This window comes from Yersinia vastinensis, from assembly GCF_902726565.1.
In the GTDB taxonomy this organism is placed as follows: domain Bacteria; phylum Pseudomonadota; class Gammaproteobacteria; order Enterobacterales; family Enterobacteriaceae; genus Yersinia; species Yersinia vastinensis.
Map to the genome: position 1 here is coordinate 72,992 of NZ_CACVAF010000002.1, position 23,418 is coordinate 96,409.

Sequence of the window (23,418 nt, forward strand, 5' to 3'; positions counted from 1 at the left end):
TCTTTCTTAGTTTTCAAGCGCGTTGGTCAGTGTGGCAACATCGTTTACCGGTGCCGCAGCTAACGTATCAACAATACGCTTGGTTAAGCCAGTCAAGACTTTACCTGGCCCAACCTCTAACAGCAGCTCAACGCCTTCTGCTGCGATAAATTCTACACTCTCAGTCCAACGTACCGGATTATATAACTGACGCACCAGTGCGCTGCGGATAGCGTCTGGTGACACTTCAGTTTTCACATCTACGTTGTTAACAACAGGGAATAATGGTGCCTGGAATTCGATCTCTTCCAGTGCAATGGCCAATTTGTCCGCTGCGGGCTTCATCAGCGCACAATGGGATGGCACACTGACCGGTAAAGGCAATGCACGTTTGGCACCGGCGGCTTTACAGGCAGCACCCGCGCGTTCTACCGCATCCTTATTACCCGCAATGACCACCTGACCCGGTGAATTAAAGTTTACTGGCGAGACCACCTGCCCTTGAGCTGACTCTTCACAAGCTTTAGCAATGGATTCATTATCCAAACCGATAATGGCGTACATTGCGCCAGTACCTTCAGGTACCGCTTCCTGCATCAGCTTGCCACGTAACTCAACCAGACGAACTGCCTGTTTGAAATCCAGAACGCCAGCACAAACTAGAGCCGAGTACTCACCCAGACTGTGACCTGCCATCATCGCTGGCAGTTTGCCGCCCTGATGTTGCCAAACACGCCAGATAGCCACAGAGGCTGTCAGCAATGCTGGCTGTGTCTGCCAGGTTTTATTCAATTCTTCAACTGGGCCTTGTTGCACCAATTGCCAGAGTGAGTAACCCAGAACCGAGGAGGCTTCATTGAAGGTCTCTTCTACAATCGGGAATTGCGCAGCTAAATCAGCCAGCATGCCAAGGGATTGAGAACCCTGGCCTGGAAAAACAAAAGCAAATTTTGACATTCTACTTTCCTGTTAAACCAAAATAGGTTTGTTAAATCAAAAACGAACCAGCGCAGAGCCCCAGGTAAAGCCGCCGCCAAACGCTTCCAGCAGCACTAACTGCCCACGTTGAATACGCCCATCTCTTACCGCTTCGTCTAACGCCGCAGGTACAGATGCCGCAGAGGTGTTGCCATGGCGATCAAGTGTGATCACCACTTTATCCATCCCCATGCCTAATTTTTTAGCCGTTGCGCTGATAATACGCAGGTTAGCCTGATGCGGCACCAGCCAATCTAGCGCCGAGCGATCCAGATTATTGGCCTGCAATGTCTCGTCCACGATGTGGGCAAGTTCCGTCACCGCAACTTTAAACACTTCATTACCCGCCATCGTGACATAGGCTGGTTGGTCTTGCTGTTGGCGATCCTGATACGGTAACGCCAGCAATTCGCCATAACGACCATCAGCATGCAAATGGGTCGAAATAATCCCCTGCTCTTCAGATGCGCCCAATACGACTGCACCCGCCCCATCACCAAACAGAATAATTGTGCCACGGTCTTCTGGATTCAGCGCACGGGAAAGCACATCTGAGCCAATGACGATTGCATGCTTAACCGCACCATTTTTAACGTACTGATCAGCAACACTCAGTGCGTAGGTAAAACCGGCACAAGCTGCAGCTAAATCAAAAGAAGCTGCATCTTTTATGCCCAGCATTTGCTGCACCTGACAAGCCGAGCTTGGGAAAGCATGACTTGAAGAGGTGGTCGCAACGATAATCAACCCGATATCGTTCTTATCAATACCGGCCATTTCCAGCGCTTTTTCAGCTGCGTGGAAACCCATGGTAGCAACGGTTTCATCCAAGCCAGCAATACGACGCTCACGAATACCTGTCCGAGTCACAATCCACTCGTCTGAGGTATCCACCATTTTTTCTAAATCAGCATTACTGCGCACTTGTACGGGCAGATAACTCCCCGTACCGAGAATCTTAGTATACATGTACGATCAGTCACTCTTGGGTAATACCGCTTCAAGGCGCGCGGCAATCCGCTGAGGGACTTGCCGCTGCACCGCCTGCACAGCCTGTTCGATTGCGACGGCAAATGCACGTTGATTTGCCGCGCCGTGGCTCTTGATTACGATGCCCCGTAATCCTAACAGACATGCGCCATTATACTGGTCGGGGTTCAAATGACCGAACCGCTTCGCCACGCGTTTTTGCAGCCAACGCCCAATGAGTTTAAGCCACCAGGATTGTTTACCGCCATCGCTCGATGATTTGAGCAATGACAAGAACATTCTTATCACACCTTCCATGGTCTTTAGAGTGACGTTACCCACGAAGCCGTCACAAACCATGACGTCAGTTTTGCCAGTCAGCAAATCATTGCCTTCCAGATAACCAATATAGTTGATCGCCGGTGTATTTTTTAATACTGCGGCGGCTTCGCGGATATTATCCAGCCCCTTGGTTTCCTCTTCACCGATATTCAGCAAAGCAACACGGGGGTTTGTTATCCCAACAACTTCTTCTGCCATCACCGAACCCATGACGGCAAATTGCACCAACATCGTGCTATCACATTCAACGTTGGCCCCTAAATCCAGTACCACAGTCTTACTGCGTTGCTGATTTGGGATAACGGTCATCAACGCTGGGCGCTCTATTCCATCCAGTGGCTTGATCATCAACTTCGCCAACCCCATCAGTGCTCCGGTATTTCCTGCGCTGACACAGGCTGCGGCATCACCGTTTTTAACCAGCTCCAATGCTATACGCATGGACGTACCACGGCTGGCACGAATAGCTTGTGAAGGTTTAGCATCGCTAGCAATAACATGCTCAGCGGGGATTACCTGTAACCTTTCCAGCAACAAAGGATCGGCATTAACAAGTAACGGAGTGATGGTGTCGGGGTTCCCGACCAGCAGGAGTTTAAGCTTTGGATTAGAGGCCAGTGCCTGCAATGAAGCAGGCACTGTGACGCAGGGACCGAAGTCCCCACCCATTGCATCTAACACTAGGGTTAGACAAGTCAAGGTATCGCCTTGCTAAAGATTAGCAAGTACTACTCAGCCGATAACCTTGCGGCCGCGGTAGAAACCGTCGGCTGTGATGTGGTGACGCAGGTGAGTTTCACCGGAAGTTTTGTCCACAGACAGAGTGGCAGTGGTCAGCGCATCGTGTGAACGGCGCATGCCACGTTTGGAACGAGTTGGTTTGTTCTGTTGTACGGCCATTGACCTTACTCCTTAATTACTTTCTTTAAACTGGCTAATACGGCAAATGGATTAGGTTTCTCCGCCTCTTCAGGCAGTTTGCCAAATACCATGTCCGCCTCGGACACTTCACAGTGTTCAGAATCATGTACCGGAACGACAGGCAGTGAAAGAATAATTTCGTCTTCAATCATTGCCAGCAGATCAACTTCGCCAAATTCGTCGACTTCGATCGGCTCGTACGCTTCCGGTAATGCTTCAGCCTGCTCATCATTGACGATCGGGCTAAAACAATACGTTGTATGAACATGGTGTGCAAACGTGTTACCACAGCGCTGACACATCAACGTTACATCGACGTCCGCATGACCTGTAATAACCGCCAGACGCTGATTATCGATATTAAACGATAATGAGGCCACGACATCGCTGTCCACACTGACCACTGAGTCGGCTACACGTGTAACCTGCTCAGGTGAATAGATACCTGCGTAATCTAAACGTTTCTGAGCGGTACGAACCGCATCAATGGTTAGGGGTAATTTTACCTTTTGCATAGGGCGCGCATATTAACTTTGTAACGACATAGAGTCAAAGAAAAAGGCCATTTTACCGCACCTTTCACCAATATTCGCTTCCGAAGCGGAACACAGTTTAAAATGCCTGATTAAATTACGCTACGATTTATGGAAAATATTATGCAGCAACTGGTTCTTGCCTCAACCTCATCATACCGTCGTGCACTACTTGAAAAGTTGCAATTACCCTTTATTGCTGATGCACCGCAGACCGATGAAACGCCATTGCCGGCAGAAGCTGCTAGTGATCTGGTACAACGGTTAGCACGAGCAAAAGCCGAGGCACTGGCCACTCGTTACCCACAGCATCTCATTATTGGCTCCGACCAAGTCTGCGTAATCAATGGGAACATCGTTGGAAAACCGCACAATCATGCCAACGCAGTAGCGCAATTAGCACAAGCCAGTGGTCAATGCGTCACTTTTTATACTGGGCTGGCGCTGCTAAATACGGCAACAAAGACCCATGATTGCCTTTGCGAAACATTTGATGTTTATTTCCGCACGCTAAGTAAAGAAGAAATAGAAAATTATTTAGTGCGGGAACAGCCGTGGAATTGTGCGGGCAGTTTTAAAAGTGAAGGTTTGGGTATTACATTATTTGACAGGTTATCAGGCCGCGACCCAAATACACTCATCGGCCTGCCATTAATCGCCCTCACCCAAATGTTAATCGAGCAAGGGGTGAATCCATTACTTTTGAAATAAAAGCGTTACACTGCCGCTTTCTTACGCAAAACCTGCAAACAATGGCGTAGCTGATTATCTAATGGGGCTTCGATACGCATGGTTTCACCCGTGTTCGGGTGTTCAAAACGTAAGGCCGCGGCATGCAGGAACAAACGATGTAATCCCGTTCCTTGTAACAGCTGGTCAAACTCGCGATCTCCGTAGCGATCATCGAAAGCAATAGGGTGACCGGCATGCAGTGCGTGAACACGAATCTGGTGCGTTCGCCCCGTAATCGGGCTGGCTTTAACCAGAGTTGCGTGCTCAAAGCGCTCTTCAATTTTAAAGCGCGTTTCTGATGGTTTACCTTCACTGCTGACTTTCACCATGCGCTCGCCACTTTGCATAATATTTTTCAGCAAAGGTGCTTGCACCGCTTTGCAATGGGACTGCCACTGACCCCGTACTAACGCTAAATAATCTTTCTGCATCCCTTTCAGTCGCAGCTGCTCATGCAAAGAACGCAATGCCGAACGTTTTTTGGCAACCAACAAGACGCCGGAAGTATCACGGTCAAGGCGATGCACCAACTCGAGGAAACGCGCTTCAGGTCGCAGCGCCCGCAACGCTTCAATAACACCAAAACTCAAACCACTGCCGCCATGCACCGCAGTGCCTGAAGGTTTATTCAGCACTAACAGATAATCATCTTCAAATAAAATACACTCGGCCAGCGCTGCAACTTTATCAAGTTTAGCTGATACCTGAACCTCTTCACGTTCTGCAACACGTACCGGGGGCACGCGTACCACATCACCGTCAGCCAATTTATATTCTGGCTTAATACGCCCTTTATTAACGCGAACCTCACCTTTGCGAACGATTCGGTAGATCATACTCTTTGGCACACCTTTCAATTTAGTGAGCAAAAAGTTATCGATCCGCTGACCGGCTTCGTCGGCAGAAATGGTGATTAATTGTACTGCTGGATTATTCGTTTTCATGGGGCGCGATTCTAAATACACCGAGGAATTAGCGCCACCCCTTTTTATGTGCTTAACTGTCAATCTGGCTATTTAAAGATAACGTTTGCGCGCATTTATTGTTTAATAAGACAACGATAGCCGCCAACACTGTGAAAACAGTAAAAGAATCTTTACGTAGACAGCTAAAGTCATCTTGCTATATCAGTGTCAGCAATGGAATAATGTGATTAATTCTGCGTTGATTCTCGTTAGACCAAGAGACTTGTGGAATAATAAAACTTTGCCTGATCACACAAAAACGCAGCAATGGCGTAAGACGTAATGTGAAATCAAGCAATTAGCGGGCTGCGGGTTGCAGCTTGGCCGGCAAATGGGTAAGGCTCTGTTGTCTTATATTCAGAAGCTACCCTTTATATAAAAGCGCTGTTTTTCAGAAAGAAACACAGGCTTACCGAAATAATGCGCCCCTATGCAGGCGACAACCGTGAGGTTGACGACTTTGCTAGAAGACTCGGGGCCATCGGTCTACCCGGCCATGAGGTTATTTTGCCCGCAGTTCTAATGACAATGTAAAAATAACGAGTAAGTTAAAGATGAAAAGAATGTTGATTAACGCAACTCAGCAAGAAGAGTTGCGTGTTGCCCTTGTAGATGGACAGCGGCTGTATGATTTGGATATTGAAAGCCCAGGTCATGAACAGAAAAAAGCGAATATTTACAAAGGCAAAATCACCCGAATCGAACCCAGTCTGGAAGCCGCTTTTGTTGATTACGGCGCTGAACGACATGGTTTCCTCCCATTAAAAGAAATTTCTCGCGAATATTTCCCTAGTAATTATTCCTCTCATGGCCGCCCGAACATCAAAGATGTCCTGCGGGAAGGCCAAGAAGTTATTGTTCAGGTTGATAAAGAAGAACGCGGTAATAAAGGTGCCGCACTAACGACGTTTATCAGTCTGGCCGGTAGTTATTTAGTTCTGATGCCAAACAACCCACGTGCCGGTGGTATTTCACGCCGTATCGAAGGTGATGACCGTACTGAACTGAAAGAAGCGCTATCCTCCCTGCAATTACCTGATGGTATGGGTCTGATTGTGCGTACCGCGGGTGTTGGTAAATCTGCTGATGCGCTGCAATGGGACTTATCGTTCCGTCTTAAGCACTGGGATGCGATTAAAAAAGCCGCTGAAGGTCGCCCTGCGCCATTCTTGATTCATCAGGAAAGTAACGTGATTGTCCGTGCTTTCCGTGATTATCTGCGCCCAGACATTGGCGAAATCCTGATCGATAACCCTAAAGTTCTCGAACTGGCTAAAGAGCATATCGCAGCACTTGGTCGTCCGGATTTCAGTAGCAAAATCAAATTGTATAGTGGTGAAATTCCATTATTCAGCCACTACCAGATTGAGTCACAGATAGAATCTGCATTCCAACGTGAAGTGCGTCTACCTTCCGGTGGCTCCATCGTTATCGACACCACTGAAGCCTTGACCGCGATTGATATCAACTCCGCGCGAGCAACTCGTGGTGGTGATATCGAAGAAACCGCGTTCAATACTAACCTTGAAGCCGCTGATGAAATTGCCCGTCAGTTACGTTTACGTGACTTGGGTGGTTTGATTGTCATCGACTTTATCGATATGACACCAGTGCGCCATCAGCGTGAAGTCGAAAACCGCTTACGTGATGCCGTTCGCCAAGACCGGGCGCGTATTCAAATTGGTCGTATTTCTCGCTTCGGTTTACTGGAGATGTCCCGCCAGCGCCTCAGCCCATCACTGGGCGAGTCAAGCCACCATGTGTGCCCACGCTGTAGCGGTACAGGGACTGTACGTGACAACGAATCCCTGTCACTTTCTATTCTGCGTTTGATTGAAGAAGAAGCGCTGAAAGAAAACACCCATGAAGTTCACGCGATTGTGCCGGTACAGATTGCCTCGTACTTGTTGAACGAGAAACGTGAATCCGTTAATGCTATCGAAAAACGCCAAGGTGGTGTGCGTGCGGTGATCGTACCAAACGATCAGATGCAAACGCCGCATTACTCGGTGCTTCGTGTACGTAAAGGTGAAGAGGTTCCTTCCCTCAGTTACTTGCTGCCACAACTGCATGAAGCAGAAATGGCACAGCCACTGGAAGAAGCCACCATTGAGCGCAAACGCCCAGAACAACCTGCGTTGGCGACATTCTCTCTGCCGACTGAAGTGCCGCCAGAAACAGCACCTGCTGCGGCGGTTAAGCCAACAGTTGCCCCGCAAACCGCGACACCAACGACAACGGCTCAACCCGGCTTCTTTAGCCGCCTGTTCAGTGGTCTGAAAAGTATTTTCGGCGGTTCTGAAGAAGTGGAAGTTAAGCCGGTTGAAGTTGAAAAAACTGAAACTAACGAAAATCGTCGTAACGATCGTCGTAATCCTCGTCGCCAGAACAATGGCCGTAAAGATCGCAATGACCGCACTCCACGTGAAGGTCGCGATAATAATGGTCGTGATAACAGCACCCGTGATAACTCTAACTCTGGCCGTGACAATACCAATCGCGAAGGCCGTGAAGATCAACGCCGGAACAAGCGCCCGACTCAGCAAGCAGCTGCGCCACAAGCGCAATCTGATGTTGTTGACGCGGATAAAGAGCAGCGTGAAGAGCAGCCGCAACGTCGTGGCGATCGCCAGCGTCGTCGTCAAGATGATAAACGCCAGGCACCACAGGATGTTAAAGCTAAGGTTGATGCAGCACCAGTCAGTGTTGTAGAAGAAGCGCAGCCAGAGCAAGAAGAACGTCAACAGGTCATGCAACGCCGTCAACGTCGCCAGTTGAATCAGAAAGTGCGTATTCAATCTGCCAATGATGAGCTGAATGTCTTGGAAAATCCTGCCAGCGAACCGGCGGTTAACATTGCCGTTCCAGTAGTGCAGGAAGAAGTGAAATTATTACCGCAGGCCAGCAGTGTTCAGGCTGATGAGGAAGCAACGAATGACCGTAATGCCAGCAATGAAAATGGCATGCCACGTCGCTCTCGTCGTTCACCTCGCCACCTGCGCGTCAGTGGTCAGCGCCGTCGTCGCTATCGTGATGAGCGTTATCCAACACAATCTGCCATGCCTCTGGCCGGTGCTTTTGCCTCTCCAGAAATGGCATCAGGCAAAGTGTGGGTGCGTTATCCGGTGGCTCAACCGATGGAACAAGCCTTTGTGGAAAATCCGGTTGAAGAGCAACTGCCAGTAAACGTTGAACACGAGCAAGAAGTGGCTGTCGTCGCTGAAGCACCTGCCGCCGTTGTTGCAGCGCCGCTGATTGCTGCCCCTGTTGTTGCACCGGTTGTTACGGTGGCTGAAGTGCCGGCACCGACACCAGCACCACAGCATAGGCCTGGTGGTTCTTCATCTTCAGCTGCAGCCGTTCCTGGCCGTGCGCCAGTGATTGCTCCGACACCTGTTGTTATCACCGAACCGGCGGTAGAGCCAGTAGCGCAAGCCATTGCGGTTGAAGATACTATTGCTACAGAAACTGTCGCTGAAACAGTGGCTCCGGTTGCCGATATTGCACCTGAGGCTGAAACCGCCGTCACCGTTGAACCAGCGCCTGCCGCTGACGTTACTGAGGCTGTCGTTGAAGAAGCTGTAACTGAAGAGACTGTCGTTGAAAATACGGTACTTGAAGAAGCCGTAGTTGAAGAGACCACAGTTGAAGAGCCAGTCATCACTCCTGCTGCTGAAGAAAACACGGTTGAAGAAGCACCGGCAATCACTGAAGCTGTCGTTGAAGAAACGACCGTGGCTGAACCTGTTGCTGCACCTCAACAACCGATAGTTGCTCATCCTGAAGGCGTAGTATTCAAACACTATGCTTCAGCACCAATGACTAAAGCACCAGCACCTGATTATGCTCCTGCAGCACCAAGTCAAGGCCATTGGGAACGCCCAGCCTTTGATTTCGCAGGTAAAGGTTCGGCCGGTGGTCATGCTGCTGCTACTCAGGCAACGGCTCCAGCAACAAAACCGCAATCGGTCGAATAATAGCGATATTGTTCACCCCCTAAAGTGCAAAAACCCGCCATATGGCGGGTTTTTTATTTCGTATTTATCAGGCAATCTGCTTAACTTTTTTTATATCAAGGCTTTCCAGCTTGCCCTCTATCGATTTAACAAACTCCTTAAAATGCTCAGTTTTATTGTGTTTTTCCAATGCATCATCAGATGCCCAGCGCTCGAAAAACACAAAAGAACCCTGCTGATCACTTTCAGCATGGAGATCATATTGCAGATTCCCCTTTTCCTCACGGCTTGGTTCTATCACTTGATGAACTGCCGCTTTAACTTCAGCGATAAATTCTGGTTTTGCCACTAAGCTGGCGATGACACGGACTTCCATAGTTATTCTCCCATGTTATACATTCAATCAGCACATTTGCATGCTAATCAATCGCTCACCCTATCGGGCAATTTTATCCCGAGCCTCTCTATAAGATGCCCTTTTTGCATTGTTTTCAACTTAACCCTAACAATCAGATGCATCCTGAGCACTTTCCGCTTATCCTTAGACCCCGCCAGTAACAGCATAAAAATCCCAATACCTCATCATGACTGCGGAGCTAGTTGAATGACTGCACAACCTAACATCCTGAAAATTCGCCGCCCAGATGACTGGCATATTCACTTGCGTGATGACGAAATGCTCAGTACCGTGCTCCCCTATACTTCCGAGGTATTCGCTCGCGCCATCGTGATGCCCAATCTGACGCCACCGATTACGACAGTTGAGAGCGCGATTGCTTACCGGGAACGTATTTTGGCGGCAACACCTAAAGGCCATAAATTCACGCCTTTGATGACGTGCTATTTAACCAATACACTGGATGTCAACGAACTAACTCGTGGTTTTGCCGAAGGCGTATTTACTGCCGCCAAACTATACCCCGCCAATGCCACCACTAACTCAACTCACGGTGTATCAGACATTCCAGCCATTTATCCTCTGTTTGAACAAATGCAGAAGATAGGTATGCCACTATTAATTCACGGTGAAGTCACAGACGCCGCCGTCGATATCTTTGATCGTGAAGCTCGCTTTATTGATCAAATTCTGGAACCGATTCGTCGCCATTTCCCAGAACTGAAAATTGTCTTTGAACATATTACGACCAAAGACGCGGCTGAGTATGTGTTGGCAGGCAATCGTTTCCTTGGGGCGACAATTACCCCACAGCATCTGATGTTTAACCGTAACCATATGCTGGTCGGTGGCATCCGCCCTCACCTATTTTGCCTACCAATACTGAAACGCAGTACTCATCAGGAAGCTTTGCGCCAAGCAGTCGCTAGCGGGTCTGACCGTTTCTTCCTTGGTACAGACTCAGCCCCTCATGCCAAACATCGCAAAGAGTCATCATGCGGCTGTGCTGGCGTCTTCAACGCACCATCTGCACTCCCTGCTTACGCAACGGTGTTTGAAGAGATGAAAGCATTACAGCATCTGGAAGCATTCTGTTCCTTAAATGGTCCACACTTCTATAACTTGCCTGTTAACGAAGACTTCGTTGAGCTAGTCCGGGCTCCGTTCCAACAGCCAGAAGACATCCCATTAGGAAATGAATCTGTTATTCCTTTCCTTGCGGGCCAAACCATCAATTGGTCTGTTAAAGCGTGATAACACACTGTAGAGAAGCCTTTTCTCTACAGTCAAAACTTTTTCTCTCGTCTAGTTGCGGCCTGAATATTTATACTGTATAAATAAACAGTATAAATATTCGGAGGGCCAAATATGCGTGTTGAAGTCAGTATTGATAAAAAAAATCCATTACCCGCTGGTGCTATCGAAGCACTAACCCATGAATTGAGCAAACGGCTGAATAATAAATTCCCGGACACAACCACCGCAGTACAAGTTCGTTATGCTGGTGCCAATAATCTTTCTGTTTTAGGCGGAGCTAAAACAGATAAAGATCTGATCTCTGAAATATTACAAGAAATATGGGAAAGCGCTGACGACTGGTTCGATGCGGAGTAACCCACGGTAATGCTGTTTTTGCCGGGGAGTCGCTCCTCGGCTTTTTTATATGTACCTTTAAATTGTTTATCTCCATCCCCATATTAGTCTTTGTCGATACTTGATTAATTAATCATCGATAAATAAATAATTTGTAAAGATCTGTGGATAATCTCCACATTCATCAGCGGTTGCGTATACTAAAAAAGCTCACTCAGTAATGAGCCGCATTGATCCTCGTTAGTCACTCCAGTCAGTAACTACTATATAAGGGGTCTTTATGGACAGAAATGATGAAGTTATCCAGACTCACCCGCTCGTAGGTTGGGATATCAGCACAGTAGATGCATATGACGCGATGATGATACGTCTTCATTACCTGTCTTCCATGGATCAACCGCCAGAAGATGCACTCGTTGATAGAACACTCTGGCTGACGACTGATGTTGCACGCCAATTAATAAATATCTTAGAAGCAGGCATTGCTAAAATTGAGTCATCAGAATATCAAGATCTTGATCATCGTAAGCATTAATTTTTTCTACTTATTAATTCCCAGCGTTGTAAAAAGGCACCCGTGAATATCACTTGGTGCCTTTTTATTAAGCGCTCCTCTCCTAATAGGGATAACATCGCTTTTTCTCCTCTAACTCCCGTGCTATTACTAGCGTTTTAATTTTTATTGCGACTTGCTAGCTTTAATTTAAATCATTTTGGTTATTGTTAGGTTCAAAATGACCTACTAACCAGAGAGAGTTATATTAGGTCAACGGTGATAGTCCCCAAGGTGCAAAATATGGATTACGACTTAATTGTTATTGGTAGCGGCTCTGTTGGCTCTGCCGCTGGATATTACGCCTCACAAGCAGGGTTAAAGGTGTTGATGGTTGATAGTGCCATGCCTCCACACCAGACGGGGAGCCACCATGGTGATACCAGAATCATTCGCCATGCATATGGCGAGGGTGAGAAATATGTTCCCTTAGTATTACGTGCTCAAGCACTGTGGAACCAACTCTCAGTCCAAACAGACGAAAAATTATTTCAAGCCTGTGGTGTACTGAATTTAGGGCCTGATGATTCAACTTTCCTGCAAAATGCGCAGCACAGCGCTCAACAATATAATTTGCCAGTAGAAACATTAAATGCGGCGCAGGTCCGTGAAAAATGGCCCGTTTTTACCCTACCGGATAATTATATTGGTGTGTTCGAACCCCAAGCTGGTTTTTTGCGCTCCGAGCTGGCGATAAAAACACTGATAAAAGCGGTGACTGAAGCGGGTTGCGGCATTCTATTCAACTGCCCCGTCACGGCGATTGAGCCATTCGATGGCGGTGTTGATGTGGTGACCATAGACGGGACTTACAGTGCCCATAAGGTCGTTGTCACCGCGGGAACTTGGGTCAAGGAATTGCTACCAGAACTGCCAGTGACTGCCGTCCGAAAAGTCTTTTCTTGGTATCATGCCGATGGCCGCTACAGTGAGAACAACCATTTCCCGGCATTCACGGTAGAAACACCGGACCATATCCATTACTACGGTTTTCCCTCACAAAATGATGAACTGAAACTCGGTAAACATAATGGTGGACAGCCTATTGAGTCTGCCGCACAACGAAAACCTTTCGGCAGTTATACTGAGGATGGCACCGAAGTCTTTAGCTTTTTACGTAATTTCTTGCCTGGTGTGGGGGTTTGTCTACACGGTGCTGCATGCAGCTATGACATGAGCCCTGACGAAGATTTTATTATCGATACCTTGCCTGACAACGCCAACATTATGGTTGTGACAGGGTTAAGTGGTCATGGGTTTAAATTTGCGACCGCTCTTGGTGAAATCGCGGCGCTATTCGCACAAAATAAACCGTCACCTATCGACATTTCGGCTTTTTCATTATCTCGTTTTGCTGATTAGTCGCATTAGAAAGTACCTGTAATCCGCCATAATGTTTGCCGATGATTATTTATACTTTAAATAAGTCATCGGCATTTCATTCATTATGCTGACATTTCCTCTTTAGTATGAAATACTTAAACTACAGTCATTGTCAGTTCTTTATTCGTAAAATCCGTAAAAAAACTTCGTAAATCCCGAATTGACGTCTTAGTCATCAGAGGATTAACTTACTCCTTGTATGCAATCAGGTATGGTTGCTGTTAGACAAGGATGTATGTCACATGAAAATACTAATTATCGACGAATGCTTTTATACCCGCTCTGGGGTAAATACCTATTTAAACAACTCAATATCTCTTAATTTAATGGATGTGCCTACTGTTAAACAGGCAACATTGGCTATTCATGATTTTAATCCCGAGATAATCATTGTTAATCTAACGCAATATTGTCGATTCGGTGGACATTGTCCCTTATTAGAGCAATTTCTCAGTTGCTGTAGTCAGGCAAAAGTTTATATTTATCTTGATGCATCATACCCATTTAGTGAAACGCCTATCCCTTTAACTGACTCAGTATCAATCTTGGCGAAGAGGCATTTACCTAAACTATTAAAAATGCTATCTGACTTTTCAGATGATATAGATAATCTCAATCCTGCGTGCGCTTCATCGTTGTTTAGTCCACAAGAACACAAAGTCATGTGCTATTGGATGACTGAGATGCCCAATTATCGCATAGCCAGAAAGTTGAACATCAGTGACAGCACTGTTTATTCGCATAAACGTCATATTACTGAGAAAATAAAAGTCAGAAACCGCCTAGAGCTATGTTTTATTTATAATGTTTTTAAATATTTATATTAGCCGACACTCTAGTCTAGATAACACATTGTCTAGCAGCATTAGTTTTCATAAAAAAATAGAGTGTGAATTTTAGCTATAAATAATGTAACCGGAAAAATAGCGTTAAATGTTTTTTCGTTAAAGGATCGGTTACATTTCACTTATTTCTTAAGTATGACCTCGCAGCCAATTTTTTCACTCCCCTGCCAACATATATTATCTCATGCGTTATTTTATCATTTTAAAATGTGATCATTTCATCTGTCAGCTTATTGTTTACAATATTAAAACCCCTTATAATGAGTGACATTTTTAACCACAGGCAGTGAGTATGTTAAATAAATTGCTCTCAATAGTTATCAATAATGTACGGGAGCATCTGATACTCTATATCTGCTTATGGTTGATTCTGTTAGCACTCGATATTTATTTCTTTTTCTATTAATTTCCATTCATAGCTTCCGACGTTTTAGGTCGGGCCAGCAGATATAAGATTCTGTGGCCCTCTTCAGTTTTAAATCACGCCATCAACCAGCCTTATCAGACTCAATTTTGGTCGGTTTGCCATCACTCAACAGCACCGCAAATTTATAACCCGCAGGCGTTAACTCAAGGGCAATTTTAGCAATAATGGTTAGCGGCACTGAAAGCAACATGCCGATAGGTCCCAATAACCAGCCCCAGAAAATTAATGACAAAAACACCACCAGCGTTGATAAGCCCAAGCCTCGCCCCATCATTCGAGGGTCAATGATATTGCCACCGATCAGGTTAATCAAAATATAACCACCGGTTACAGCAAAAGCATCGGCAAAGCCGTTAAACAATAAAGCCTGAATAATCGGTGGTATGGCCGCCAAGACTGAGCCAATGTTGGGAATGTAATTCAGGACAAAAGCCAATAACCCCCACAAGAAAGCAAACCTTACCCCCATTGCCGCCAGAAATAACCAAATAACAATCCCCGTCGCGATACTTATAATGGTTTTAATCACCAGATAATGCGTTACGCCATTCAGTGCTTTTTTAAGAACCGCATTCCCTTGTTCGGGGTTATCAAACATCAACTGCATTTTATAAGGCAGGCGCTCCACTTCAAATAACATGAAGACGACAGTCATCAACAACAGGAAAGTACTGGCCATCGCGCCAGACAAGTGGCTCAGTAGGCGGGTAATAAAGTTCATAGCCATACTGGGATCGACATGCTTCATAATGTCATCCACAGAAAACTCAATATTAAAACGCATCGCGAATTCTTGTAGGTCGCGCATTTTCTCGAGCATCATGCCGCGGTATTGCGGTATTGAACGGGCAAATTCATTTAATGAAGAACCTAAGCGGCTAAAGAGTAATGCCATGAGTAAAACAATAATGGTGACCAGTAAAACAATAGCCAAGGTTCGAGGGATTTTTATTTTCTCTAGTAATTTAACTAGAGGGTTCAATACGATAGCGAGAAAAATTGCCAATAAAAATGGAACGACAATAGGTGATGCGGCCTTAATCCCAGCCATAATCACGACCAGCATTGCCAACATTGCAACTAACCGTAAACCTTGGCTACTTACCCCAGGTGTTGTCATTATTAATCCTTGTATTAGAACTGCCACCGCTCAAAATGGCAAAAAAAAGACGCTACCGGATAAAATAACCGACAACGTCTTATTTTAATAGCACCACCAGCAGGTTAAGTGATGTATTTCTTTTCAACCTGAAGTTGTAGCAGTGTTCGCTGCAATACCAAAAACTTTAGGTATGATTACTTCTTATCTGGGCTATTACCCGGCACTGGAATATGCATCGTTGTTTGCAGTAATCCCTTCGACTTATTAAAAATCTTAATGCCATTTTCACGCCCTGCCCGCCGAGAACGTTGTTCTTCCTGCGGCAATTTCAATTCTTCCTGGCAAATCTGGCTACAACAACCTTCGAATTTTTCCGCACAACTCGGGCACTGGATAAACAGCAAATGACAACCATCATTTTTACAGTTGGTATGAGTATCACTTGGCGTTCCACACTGATGGCAATGTGCAATGACATCCTCAGAGATCCGCTCCCCCATACGCTCATCAAAAACAAAGTTTTTACCGATAAATTTCAGCGGTAACCCTTGCTCTTTGGCTTTGCGAGCATATTCGATAATTCCACCTTCAACGTGGTAAACGTTTTTAAAGCCATTGTGCAGCATATAGGCGCTGGCTTTCTCACAGCGAATCCCGCCAGTGCAATACATAACAATATTCTTATCTTTGTCATGTTGCAGCATATCAACCGCCATCGGCAGTTGCTCGCGGAAAGTATCTGAAGGCACTTCTATCGCGTTTTCAAAATGGCCCACTTCGTATTCATAGTGATTGCGCATATCGACAAATAAAGTATCAGGGTCATCAATCATCTGATTAACCTGATCCGCTTTCAGGTAATGCCCGACATTGCTGGGGTCAAAACTGTCATCATCGATACCGTCAGCCACGATACGCTCGCGAACTTTCATCCGCAGTACCCAAAATGACTTACCATCATCTTCATGTGCCACGTTCAGCCGCACTTGATCCAACGCCGGATGAGAGGCAAATAGCGCGACTTTAAATTCGTCATAGCGATTGGCTGGCACACTGATTTGCGCGTTTATCCCCTCTTTAGCCACATAAACCCGGCCAAATACTCCGAGTTTGACAAATTGGCTATAGAGGCTGTCGCGGAAGGCTTTCGCATCTTCCAAGGTAAAATATTTATAAAAAGAAACTGTGGTACGCGGTTCGGTTTCAGCCAACATGCGCGCTTTAAGTTCCTCATTAGAAATTCGGTTATGTAACACTGGCATGGTGTACTTTCCTGTTTTTCAGAGAGGTTACTGTAAAATAGTTATTTACTGCTCAATGGGTTACGTCAGCCATTCGATAGCTAACCATAGCAAGTCATCGCGCAATAGAACTGATATTTTGGCACCGGTCACCCCGTGCGGCGCATATCATACCCGAAACACCGCCACGGCACATCTTTAGCGCTTTTGACCGTGGCGTAAGACTTGACGCCAACGGCAATTATCGATATTCCTGTTTTATTCCTTTCAGCGCTAATGAGTGAAGATAATGCGCGCGATTTGTTATGGTCTGGCAGCCTCTTTCTTTTTTGCTTTTACTTTTATTCTTAATCGCGCCATGGATCTCGGTGGGGGAAACTGGGTTTGGAGCGCCACACTGCGTTTTATTTTTATGGCACCGATGCTGTTGTTATTGGTATTGCTGCGCGGCCAGTTAGCGCAAAGTTTGCGCCACTTACGCCAATATTGGTCCGGCTATCTGCTGTGGAGTACGGTGGGTTTCGGTCTGTTTTATGCCCCACTCAGTCTGGCAGGGGCTTATGGCGAGGGTTGGCTGGTCGCCGGTTCATGGCAAATTACCATCATTGCGGGTTCTTTGCTGATCCCTCTATTTAAACAACCAATATCAACGCCTGATGGCACTCAGCAGGTACGGGGGAAGATACCCTTTAAAGGGTTGCGCTGGTCATTATTAATTTTACTTGGTGTGGTACTGATGCAGTGGCAGCATGCGCAAGCTCTGAGCCTACAGCAAGCTTTATGGTGTATTTTGCCCGTCACATTGGCAGCGTTTATGTATCCATTAGGTAACCGCAAAATGATGGATATCTGCCAAGGCGATGTGGATACCTTGCAACGGGTGCTCAATATGACACTCGCCAGCTTGCCTTTTTGGTTGCTGCTATCGTACTACGGCTGGTCACAGACCGGCTGGCCATCACAGATGCAAATCAATCAATCCTTGTTAGTAGCCTTATTTTCCGGCGTTATTGCCACATTGCTGTTTTTTGCAGCGACTAATCTGGTGAAAAAAGACTACTCAAAACTGGCAGCGGTGGAAGCAACCCAATCCGGTGAGGTGCTGTTTGCTTTGCTCGGCGAGATGCTGTGGCTGGCTGCACCGTTACCAACGGGGTTATCATTGTTGGGAATAGGTTTGGTGGTGGTAGGAATGATTGTACATAGTGTGGCCCCCTTTATTGGCCGCCACAGCACCTTTAAATCACCGGCGGCGACAACTATTGCCAGCGATGTCGCGATCGGTAAAACCGGATGCCACAATACCGGCCAACAGGGCAATGGCAGCCGTAATCAGTAATAATTTACTCTGCCAATAGGCACCAACGTAGCCCAACAGGCCACCAGCAAGCAGTAAACTCGCACTGAGTTTCGCGACTGACATCGTTTGTTTTTCCGTAATGATTTATATCCCTAATTTATACACTGAAAATATCCCAATTCAGAAATAATAAATCCCTCTTAAATAACGAGGGATTTATTCATTAGCTTGATAGGTGCTTTTGCGTGTTAACTTATCAATTGCAGTTTCGCCGGTAATCCCTGCCGGACAGCCGCACCACTTACCCAATCCAACCACGTATTGGGGATTTCTCGCGTAGGATCAGTAAAACCTAAATCATTCAGATTAGTACCTTCGCCGATTCGCGGGTCTGCCGCCATCATAATGCCATCCAGTGAATGTGTTCTGGCCCCCATCTCACGATGTCCATAACCATGCTCAATAGCCACTACCCCCGGCATCACACCATCCAAAAGGCTAACCTGCACCGCCATCTGGCCTCCCGGCGTCGTCAACTGCACAATATCACCGTGTTGGACACCATAGCGATGAGCGTCGATGGGGTTAATCGCCACCAGATTGGTTGATTTAACTGCCCGCAAGCGTTCAATCATCGCTGTAGAACTGCTCATCAGATGGGATTTAAATGACATCAAGCGCAGTGGCCAATCCGCTGCCGGATAATGTTCAAAGACATCCGATCCATCAGCCAGACGTGGGGGATACCACGTCGGGCAACCGCTATAACGCTCACCCGTAATGGCATGGTGATGTTTCGCTACATCCTCATTCCAAATTTGTAGCGGCTTTTTCCACTGTGGCCCAGTCGCCTCGCCATTCCAACTTTTCTCGTAAGGGGCAAAACGCCCGCCGCGCGCCAATAAGTAGGCCACGCGACGCTGTTCATCAGCGTGTAAACTCTGTTGTAAAGCAGGCCATAAACGATCAACGCCGGTTAATCTCAGCTCGTCATCTTCTGCCGGAGGCAGCGGCTTTTCGCCACCATAAGCAATATTGGCTGCGGCCCGTAAGTAATAGTCTTCCGCTCGGTCCAGCGGTAAATCATTGCCCTGACTATCTTGCATCGCATTGGGGCCAAACCCCGGCAGTTGTAATGCCTTAGCAACAGCAATTAGGAAGCTTTCCATGGCGACCGGTTCGCCCTGCGCAGTGCGGGCAGTGCGTGATTCCACCACCGGCCAGCGAGCGGTACTGGCTTTCACTAGCACTCCAGCCCAAGGTGCGCTGAATCCCCAACTCTCAAAATTGTGAGTATCCGGGACAATATAATCAGCCAGGGCTGTTGTTTCATTCATAAAAGCATCGATGGCGATGAACAGGGGTAACTGATGTGGATCTTGTAGTTTTTCTTCGATCAAATGACGTAGCCCCGCGACCCCGTACAGTGGATTAGTCATGTGGCTTATCCAGGCTTTTAACGGATACGGATAACCGGCCAGAGCGGGAGCTAATTGCTCAGTTAACTGCCCACCGACAAAGGGATACCATGGTCCACGAGCGGGATAGCCCGGTTGGCCCTGCTGAATTTTTTGCTGATACTCTTCCGACTGTTCATAAGGCTGCTTGCTGCGCGATAATGGTAACCCCTTTGGCTTCACCATCCCGCTGAAGGTGGCTAGCTGATAACGCGGCCCATCAGCAAAACCATCAAATTTACCACCGCCAACTGAGACTCCGCCCTTCAGGTTCAAGTTGCCAATCATCGCGTTCAGCATCATGACAGCCCAAGTGGTATAAAACCCATTGCCGCCCATCATCCCACCATGAGAAATCACCGCAGCCTGACGCTGATAGGCGGTGAATTCGCGCGCCAAACCAATAATGGTGGCCTCCGGCACGCCACATTGCTGGCTGTATTGCGCCAGTGAGAAACGTGTAGCAGCTTGCTGGAGGCACGTCATACCCGATTGAACTTGAACCTGCTGCCCATCATGCAAAGTGACCTGCCGAGTCACAAATAGCTCCGCCTCAAGCGCCTGCGGGGCTGGCTGCAATGAGCCATCCGCCACTTGCACTAACACCGGACTTTCTTCTTCCTGTGCCACTGGCTGACCATTTAACTGGCTAGCACGCAGAAACTGCCCTGCTAACGGATGAGATTCAGTGGTGATGACCAAGTGGCTGGCATTCGTCCAACTGCGCTCGCTGGCGGCTTTCATGGCCGTTTCACCGGGCACCGCCAAATAATCGTGATTAAAACGTTTTTGTTCGATAATCCAGTGGATCATCCCCATCGCCAGAGCAGCATCCGTACCAGGCAATACTGGCACCCAGCGATTATGCTGATTGGCTAGTGTGGTGGTGAGTGGTAAAGCGGGTGCAACCACCACATAATTAAAGTCATCACGCTGACGAGCATTGGCTAACTGGCGGCCCTGACGTTTAAACGGATTGCCCGATTGTGCCGGGGACGTGCCGAGAAACAGCGCAAAACGTACGTTATCCCAATCCGGTTTAACATGGGCGTTTTTATCTAAATCCCCCATCAGTGCGCCAGAGCCAGCACGATATGCCAGCCCACAATATGCCCCGTGGCTACCCAAATTTTTCGTGCCAAAGGCCTGATTGGCAAAGCGCCGGATAAAAGCATCGCGCCCATCATCACCGGCATTGGTAACCAACAACTGATTGGCTTTCGGCCCAAGTGACGGTTGTTTGGCATCAATGGGGGTGACTAAATCGCGAATTGCCCGCAGCCCTTCCACAGGCCCTTCGCCGAATAAATCACCGCCTTCCGTCACCTCGGTGACGAGTTGCTCAAAGCTGATTCTCTGCCATTGACCACTGCCTCGTGGCCCAACTCGCTTCATCGGTTCAGTAATACGATAAGGGCTATCGACACCTTCCAACAGGGTTGCGCCACGAGCACAAGCAGTCGAACGTCCAGCCAACCCCTGCTCGCCACCTAAACGCTGTAAGGCTTCACTTAGCGGCAACTGATAAGGAAAGTGATGATCATGGGATAATGGATGATAAGGATTGCCAGCAATACGCAAGATCTTATTTTGTTGGATATCGACCCGCACTCGTAAGCCGCACAGTGTCCAGCAACCAAAACATTGCGTCATCGATACCGCCTGTTGTGGATTGGCCCGCCACTGTGGCCCAACTTGCCCTTCAGGTGGCAACGCATTCCCACTGATAGGGTCGAGAGTGAGTTTTCCGGCACTGCCATCCACCAGCCCGGCCAGTGTTTTACGCGCCACGTCGTGGTAGCTGGCTCCGAATGCCAACACGCCCCCCAAGGCCAGACCGCCTTTTAACCATTGACGCCGCGTAGACTTAGCCATGATGTCTTTCCCCTTCAACTCTGTTTGCGCCTGATACTTTCAGTTCAAGCCATCTGACACTTTCGCGGATTGTAATGATTGCTGCTATCCATAATCCGAAAGTACCAATAATTGCCAGCAATCCCTCGCTGCCAAGAGGCAGGGAATAAGGGTTGGCGAGCACGTTGTATTTAGGCAATGTTTGTGTCTGCATCAGTAATAACCACCGTACTGACCAGCACAGTGTCAGGGCTACCGCCACCTGTAGCACCACAACACTAATGGGTAATGTTTTCTTCCACATAAAGAGGGACAATCCCAACAACATCAGCCACAGCACCACAGGGAAAGCCGCCATAGTCACAGACTGGGCAGCCCATTGGCGCAAAGCCTGTGCCGACAGGTTATCTCCGCTGGCCCACAACAAAGTGACCAAGGCCAGCAGGACTAAATTGATGAACTGCCAACGTGCCAATAACGGTTGATATTGCGGCTCACGCCATAGCCATATAGCCAATAAAGAAGGGATGGCCTGACATGCCGTGAGGAAAATAAACAGTGGCAACCATAGACTGAACCACAGCGGCTGGGCGCGTAACACCGACACCTCACGACCGGTGTAAAGCAAAATGCTGATGGCGGAAAGCGCACAAAGGAAGGCTAACCCTTTCAATAACCGCGGCAAGGGTTTGGCTTTCAAGCGGCTATAAATTAGCGCAAAAAAATAGCCTACAACACAGAGACTAAACAGCGGTAAAAAGAGAGAACCCCATGACATCCACGACCACGGCGTAAAGTGTGCATAAAAATGCCAAACTCGGGCCGGTTGATGAAGATCCGCATTAAGCGCCAGTGGAGCAACGACAACTGCTGTCACTGCCAGCATCAGCGCGGAAAACTCCAATTGGCTTTGTTGCGGAGATAATCCCTTGCGGCGGGAAAACATTCGTTGCCCGCCGGCAAATAACACCGCACCACACGCCAATCCAATAAAGAAAAAATACTGCACGGCCCAAGGCAGCCAAGCAACGTCCTGTGGTCGGGCTAACATTTCGCGGATCATGCATGTACCTCCTGCCAAAGTGCGGGTTGGCCCTGTAATGGCCGGGTAAATATCTCGTCTAATCCGAGATAAAACACCTGTGGGTGAGTACCTTGCTCCGGTTTTAACACCTTGATATCGACAGCATGCTCTAGCAGCATTTTGCGCAATGTGCTGTTGCCATCACGTAAATCACCAATAATTCGCGCACCGCCAACACAAGACTCTACGCAAGCTGGCAATAAACCAGCATCAAGACGATGAACACAGAATGTGCATTTGTCCGCTGTTTGGGTGCTGTGATTGATAAATCGGGCCTCATAAGGGCAAGCCTGCACACAATAGGCGCAACCGACACAACGTGTATTATCGATGACCACTATGCCGTCTTGGCGCTGATAGGTTGCTTGCACTGGGCAAACGGGCACACAAGGCGGGTTATCACAGTGGTTACACAGGCGAGGCAGTAACACGTTAGTCACACTGTCAGCCCCAGATAGGGCAATTTGGTATTGATTGACCGTGGTACGGAACTGGCCTTGCGGCAGTTGATTTTCAATAGCGCAACTGACGGTGCAAGCCTGGCAGCCAATGCAGCGTCGTAAATCAATTAACATGGCATAACGCCGGTTAATATCGCCGTGTTTTCGCACCGGCTCCATCTGCCAGCCAGCATCTGCCAGTGGTACCAGTGCAGCGCCTGCGGTTAAAACACCCAGCCGCTGTAAAAATGCTCTTTTCCCTTGATCCATTTTTCTTCTCATCTTTTTAATAAGAATCTTCTTGGTGATAAGGATTGTAGAAATTGACAAACAGAAGCCCTATTGTGGTTTTCCACATTCCCTTTAG

The 23,418-nt window shown here is 47.6% G+C and carries 21 protein-coding genes; 9 read left to right on the plus strand and 12 right to left on the minus strand.

Annotated elements, in window-relative coordinates; genetic code table 11:
• Nucleotides 1-6 precede the first annotated feature (6 nt).
• Genes fabD through yceD form a run of 5 tightly spaced genes read right to left on the minus strand, consistent with a single transcriptional unit; the run spans nt 7 to nt 3,704 of the window.
• The gene (gene fabD, locus HUZ92_RS03095) at nt 7-936 is read right to left on the minus strand and encodes an ACP S-malonyltransferase (RefSeq protein ID WP_145579688.1); all 930 of its coding nucleotides are present in this window, start codon (nt 934-936) and stop codon (nt 7-9) included.
• Nucleotides 937-972: 36 nt separating this feature from the next.
• Entirely contained in the window at nt 973-1,926 is a 954-nt protein-coding gene (locus HUZ92_RS03100) for a beta-ketoacyl-ACP synthase III (protein ID WP_050097208.1), read from the minus strand.
• A gap of 6 nt (nt 1,927-1,932) precedes the next feature.
• Entirely contained in the window at nt 1,933-2,967 is a 1,035-nt protein-coding gene (gene plsX, locus HUZ92_RS03105) for a phosphate acyltransferase PlsX (protein WP_145579689.1), read from the minus strand.
• Nucleotides 2,968-3,000: 33 nt separating this feature from the next.
• Nucleotides 3,001-3,168: a 50S ribosomal protein L32 gene (gene rpmF / locus HUZ92_RS03110; protein ID WP_002210931.1), complete on the minus strand. Its 168-nt coding sequence runs from the start codon at nt 3,166-3,168 to the stop codon at nt 3,001-3,003.
• Between the two features lie 5 nt (nt 3,169-3,173).
• Nucleotides 3,174-3,704 (minus strand): 23S rRNA accumulation protein YceD, encoded by a 531-nt coding sequence (yceD, locus tag HUZ92_RS03115; protein ID WP_004709643.1) that lies wholly within the window; start codon nt 3,702-3,704, stop codon nt 3,174-3,176.
• A 141-nt stretch (nt 3,705-3,845) separates the two neighbouring features.
• Between yceD and HUZ92_RS03120 the strand changes: the two genes are divergently transcribed.
• The gene (locus tag HUZ92_RS03120) at nt 3,846-4,433 is read left to right on the plus strand and encodes a Maf family protein (RefSeq protein WP_050097207.1); all 588 of its coding nucleotides are present in this window, start codon (nt 3,846-3,848) and stop codon (nt 4,431-4,433) included.
• Between the two features lie 5 nt (nt 4,434-4,438).
• Here HUZ92_RS03120 and rluC read toward each other — a convergent pair whose 3' ends face one another.
• Nucleotides 4,439-5,398, minus strand: coding sequence for a 23S rRNA pseudouridine(955/2504/2580) synthase RluC (gene rluC / locus HUZ92_RS03125; protein WP_050097206.1), 960 nt, complete (start codon nt 5,396-5,398; stop codon nt 4,439-4,441).
• A gap of 575 nt (nt 5,399-5,973) precedes the next feature.
• Here rluC and rne point away from each other — a divergent pair.
• Nucleotides 5,974-9,396 carry a ribonuclease E gene (rne, locus tag HUZ92_RS03130; RefSeq protein ID WP_145579690.1) on the plus strand — a complete coding sequence of 1,141 codons (3,423 nt, stop codon included), beginning with the start codon at nt 5,974-5,976 and terminating at the stop codon, nt 9,394-9,396.
• Between the two features lie 67 nt (nt 9,397-9,463).
• Here the strand turns inward: rne and HUZ92_RS03135 are convergent, their stop codons facing one another.
• The gene (locus tag HUZ92_RS03135) at nt 9,464-9,751 is read right to left on the minus strand and encodes a putative quinol monooxygenase (RefSeq protein WP_050097204.1); all 288 of its coding nucleotides are present in this window, start codon (nt 9,749-9,751) and stop codon (nt 9,464-9,466) included.
• A 228-nt stretch (nt 9,752-9,979) separates the two neighbouring features.
• Here HUZ92_RS03135 and pyrC point away from each other — a divergent pair, with 228 nt between their 5' ends.
• The 6 genes from pyrC to HUZ92_RS03165 all read left to right on the plus strand — a co-directional run bounded on the left by pyrC (nt 9,980) and on the right by HUZ92_RS03165 (nt 14,552).
• Complete coding sequence (pyrC, locus tag HUZ92_RS03140; protein WP_050097203.1) at nt 9,980-11,026, plus strand: dihydroorotase; 1,047 nt, start codon at nt 9,980-9,982, stop codon at nt 11,024-11,026.
• 114 nt (nt 11,027-11,140) lie between these two features.
• Nucleotides 11,141-11,386, plus strand: coding sequence for a DNA damage-inducible protein I (gene dinI / locus HUZ92_RS03145; RefSeq protein WP_050097202.1), 246 nt, complete (start codon nt 11,141-11,143; stop codon nt 11,384-11,386).
• A gap of 259 nt (nt 11,387-11,645) precedes the next feature.
• The gene (gene bssS, locus HUZ92_RS03150; RefSeq protein ID WP_050097201.1) at nt 11,646-11,900 is read left to right on the plus strand and encodes a biofilm formation regulator BssS; all 255 of its coding nucleotides are present in this window, start codon (nt 11,646-11,648) and stop codon (nt 11,898-11,900) included.
• 261 nt (nt 11,901-12,161) lie between these two features.
• Nucleotides 12,162-13,280 (plus strand): N-methyl-L-tryptophan oxidase, encoded by a 1,119-nt coding sequence (gene solA / locus HUZ92_RS03155; protein WP_145579691.1) that lies wholly within the window; start codon nt 12,162-12,164, stop codon nt 13,278-13,280.
• A 263-nt stretch (nt 13,281-13,543) separates the two neighbouring features.
• The gene (locus tag HUZ92_RS03160) at nt 13,544-14,128 is read left to right on the plus strand and encodes a LuxR C-terminal-related transcriptional regulator (protein WP_050097199.1); all 585 of its coding nucleotides are present in this window, start codon (nt 13,544-13,546) and stop codon (nt 14,126-14,128) included.
• Nucleotides 14,129-14,438: 310 nt separating this feature from the next.
• Nucleotides 14,439-14,552 carry a DUF2770 family protein gene (locus HUZ92_RS03165; protein ID WP_071988901.1) on the plus strand — a complete coding sequence of 38 codons (114 nt, stop codon included), beginning with the start codon at nt 14,439-14,441 and terminating at the stop codon, nt 14,550-14,552.
• 82 nt (nt 14,553-14,634) lie between these two features.
• Here HUZ92_RS03165 and HUZ92_RS03170 read toward each other — a convergent pair whose 3' ends face one another.
• Nucleotides 14,635-15,693: an AI-2E family transporter gene (locus HUZ92_RS03170; RefSeq protein ID WP_050139678.1), complete on the minus strand. Its 1,059-nt coding sequence runs from the start codon at nt 15,691-15,693 to the stop codon at nt 14,635-14,637.
• 176 nt (nt 15,694-15,869) lie between these two features.
• Complete coding sequence (trhO, locus tag HUZ92_RS03175) at nt 15,870-16,937, minus strand: oxygen-dependent tRNA uridine(34) hydroxylase TrhO (protein WP_050097197.1); 1,068 nt, start codon at nt 16,935-16,937, stop codon at nt 15,870-15,872.
• 268 nt (nt 16,938-17,205) lie between these two features.
• On the opposite strand from trhO, the gene HUZ92_RS03180 reads away from it, so the two are divergent.
• Entirely contained in the window at nt 17,206-18,255 is a 1,050-nt protein-coding gene (locus HUZ92_RS03180; RefSeq protein ID WP_080990620.1) for a DMT family transporter, read from the plus strand.
• A 209-nt stretch (nt 18,256-18,464) separates the two neighbouring features.
• Here HUZ92_RS03180 and ttrA read toward each other — a convergent pair whose 3' ends face one another.
• Genes ttrA through ttrB form a run of 3 tightly spaced genes read right to left on the minus strand, consistent with a single transcriptional unit; the run spans nt 18,465 to nt 23,321 of the window.
• Complete coding sequence (gene ttrA / locus HUZ92_RS03190; RefSeq protein ID WP_145579692.1) at nt 18,465-21,548, minus strand: tetrathionate reductase subunit TtrA; 3,084 nt, start codon at nt 21,546-21,548, stop codon at nt 18,465-18,467.
• Entirely contained in the window at nt 21,541-22,590 is a 1,050-nt protein-coding gene (ttrC, locus tag HUZ92_RS03195) for a tetrathionate reductase subunit TtrC (RefSeq protein ID WP_145579693.1), read from the minus strand. The genes ttrA and ttrC overlap by 8 nt, the downstream gene beginning before the upstream one ends.
• Nucleotides 22,587-23,321 carry a tetrathionate reductase subunit TtrB gene (ttrB, locus tag HUZ92_RS03200; protein WP_050097194.1) on the minus strand — a complete coding sequence of 245 codons (735 nt, stop codon included), beginning with the start codon at nt 23,319-23,321 and terminating at the stop codon, nt 22,587-22,589. The genes ttrC and ttrB overlap by 4 nt, the downstream gene beginning before the upstream one ends.
• Nucleotides 23,322-23,418 lie beyond the last annotated feature (97 nt).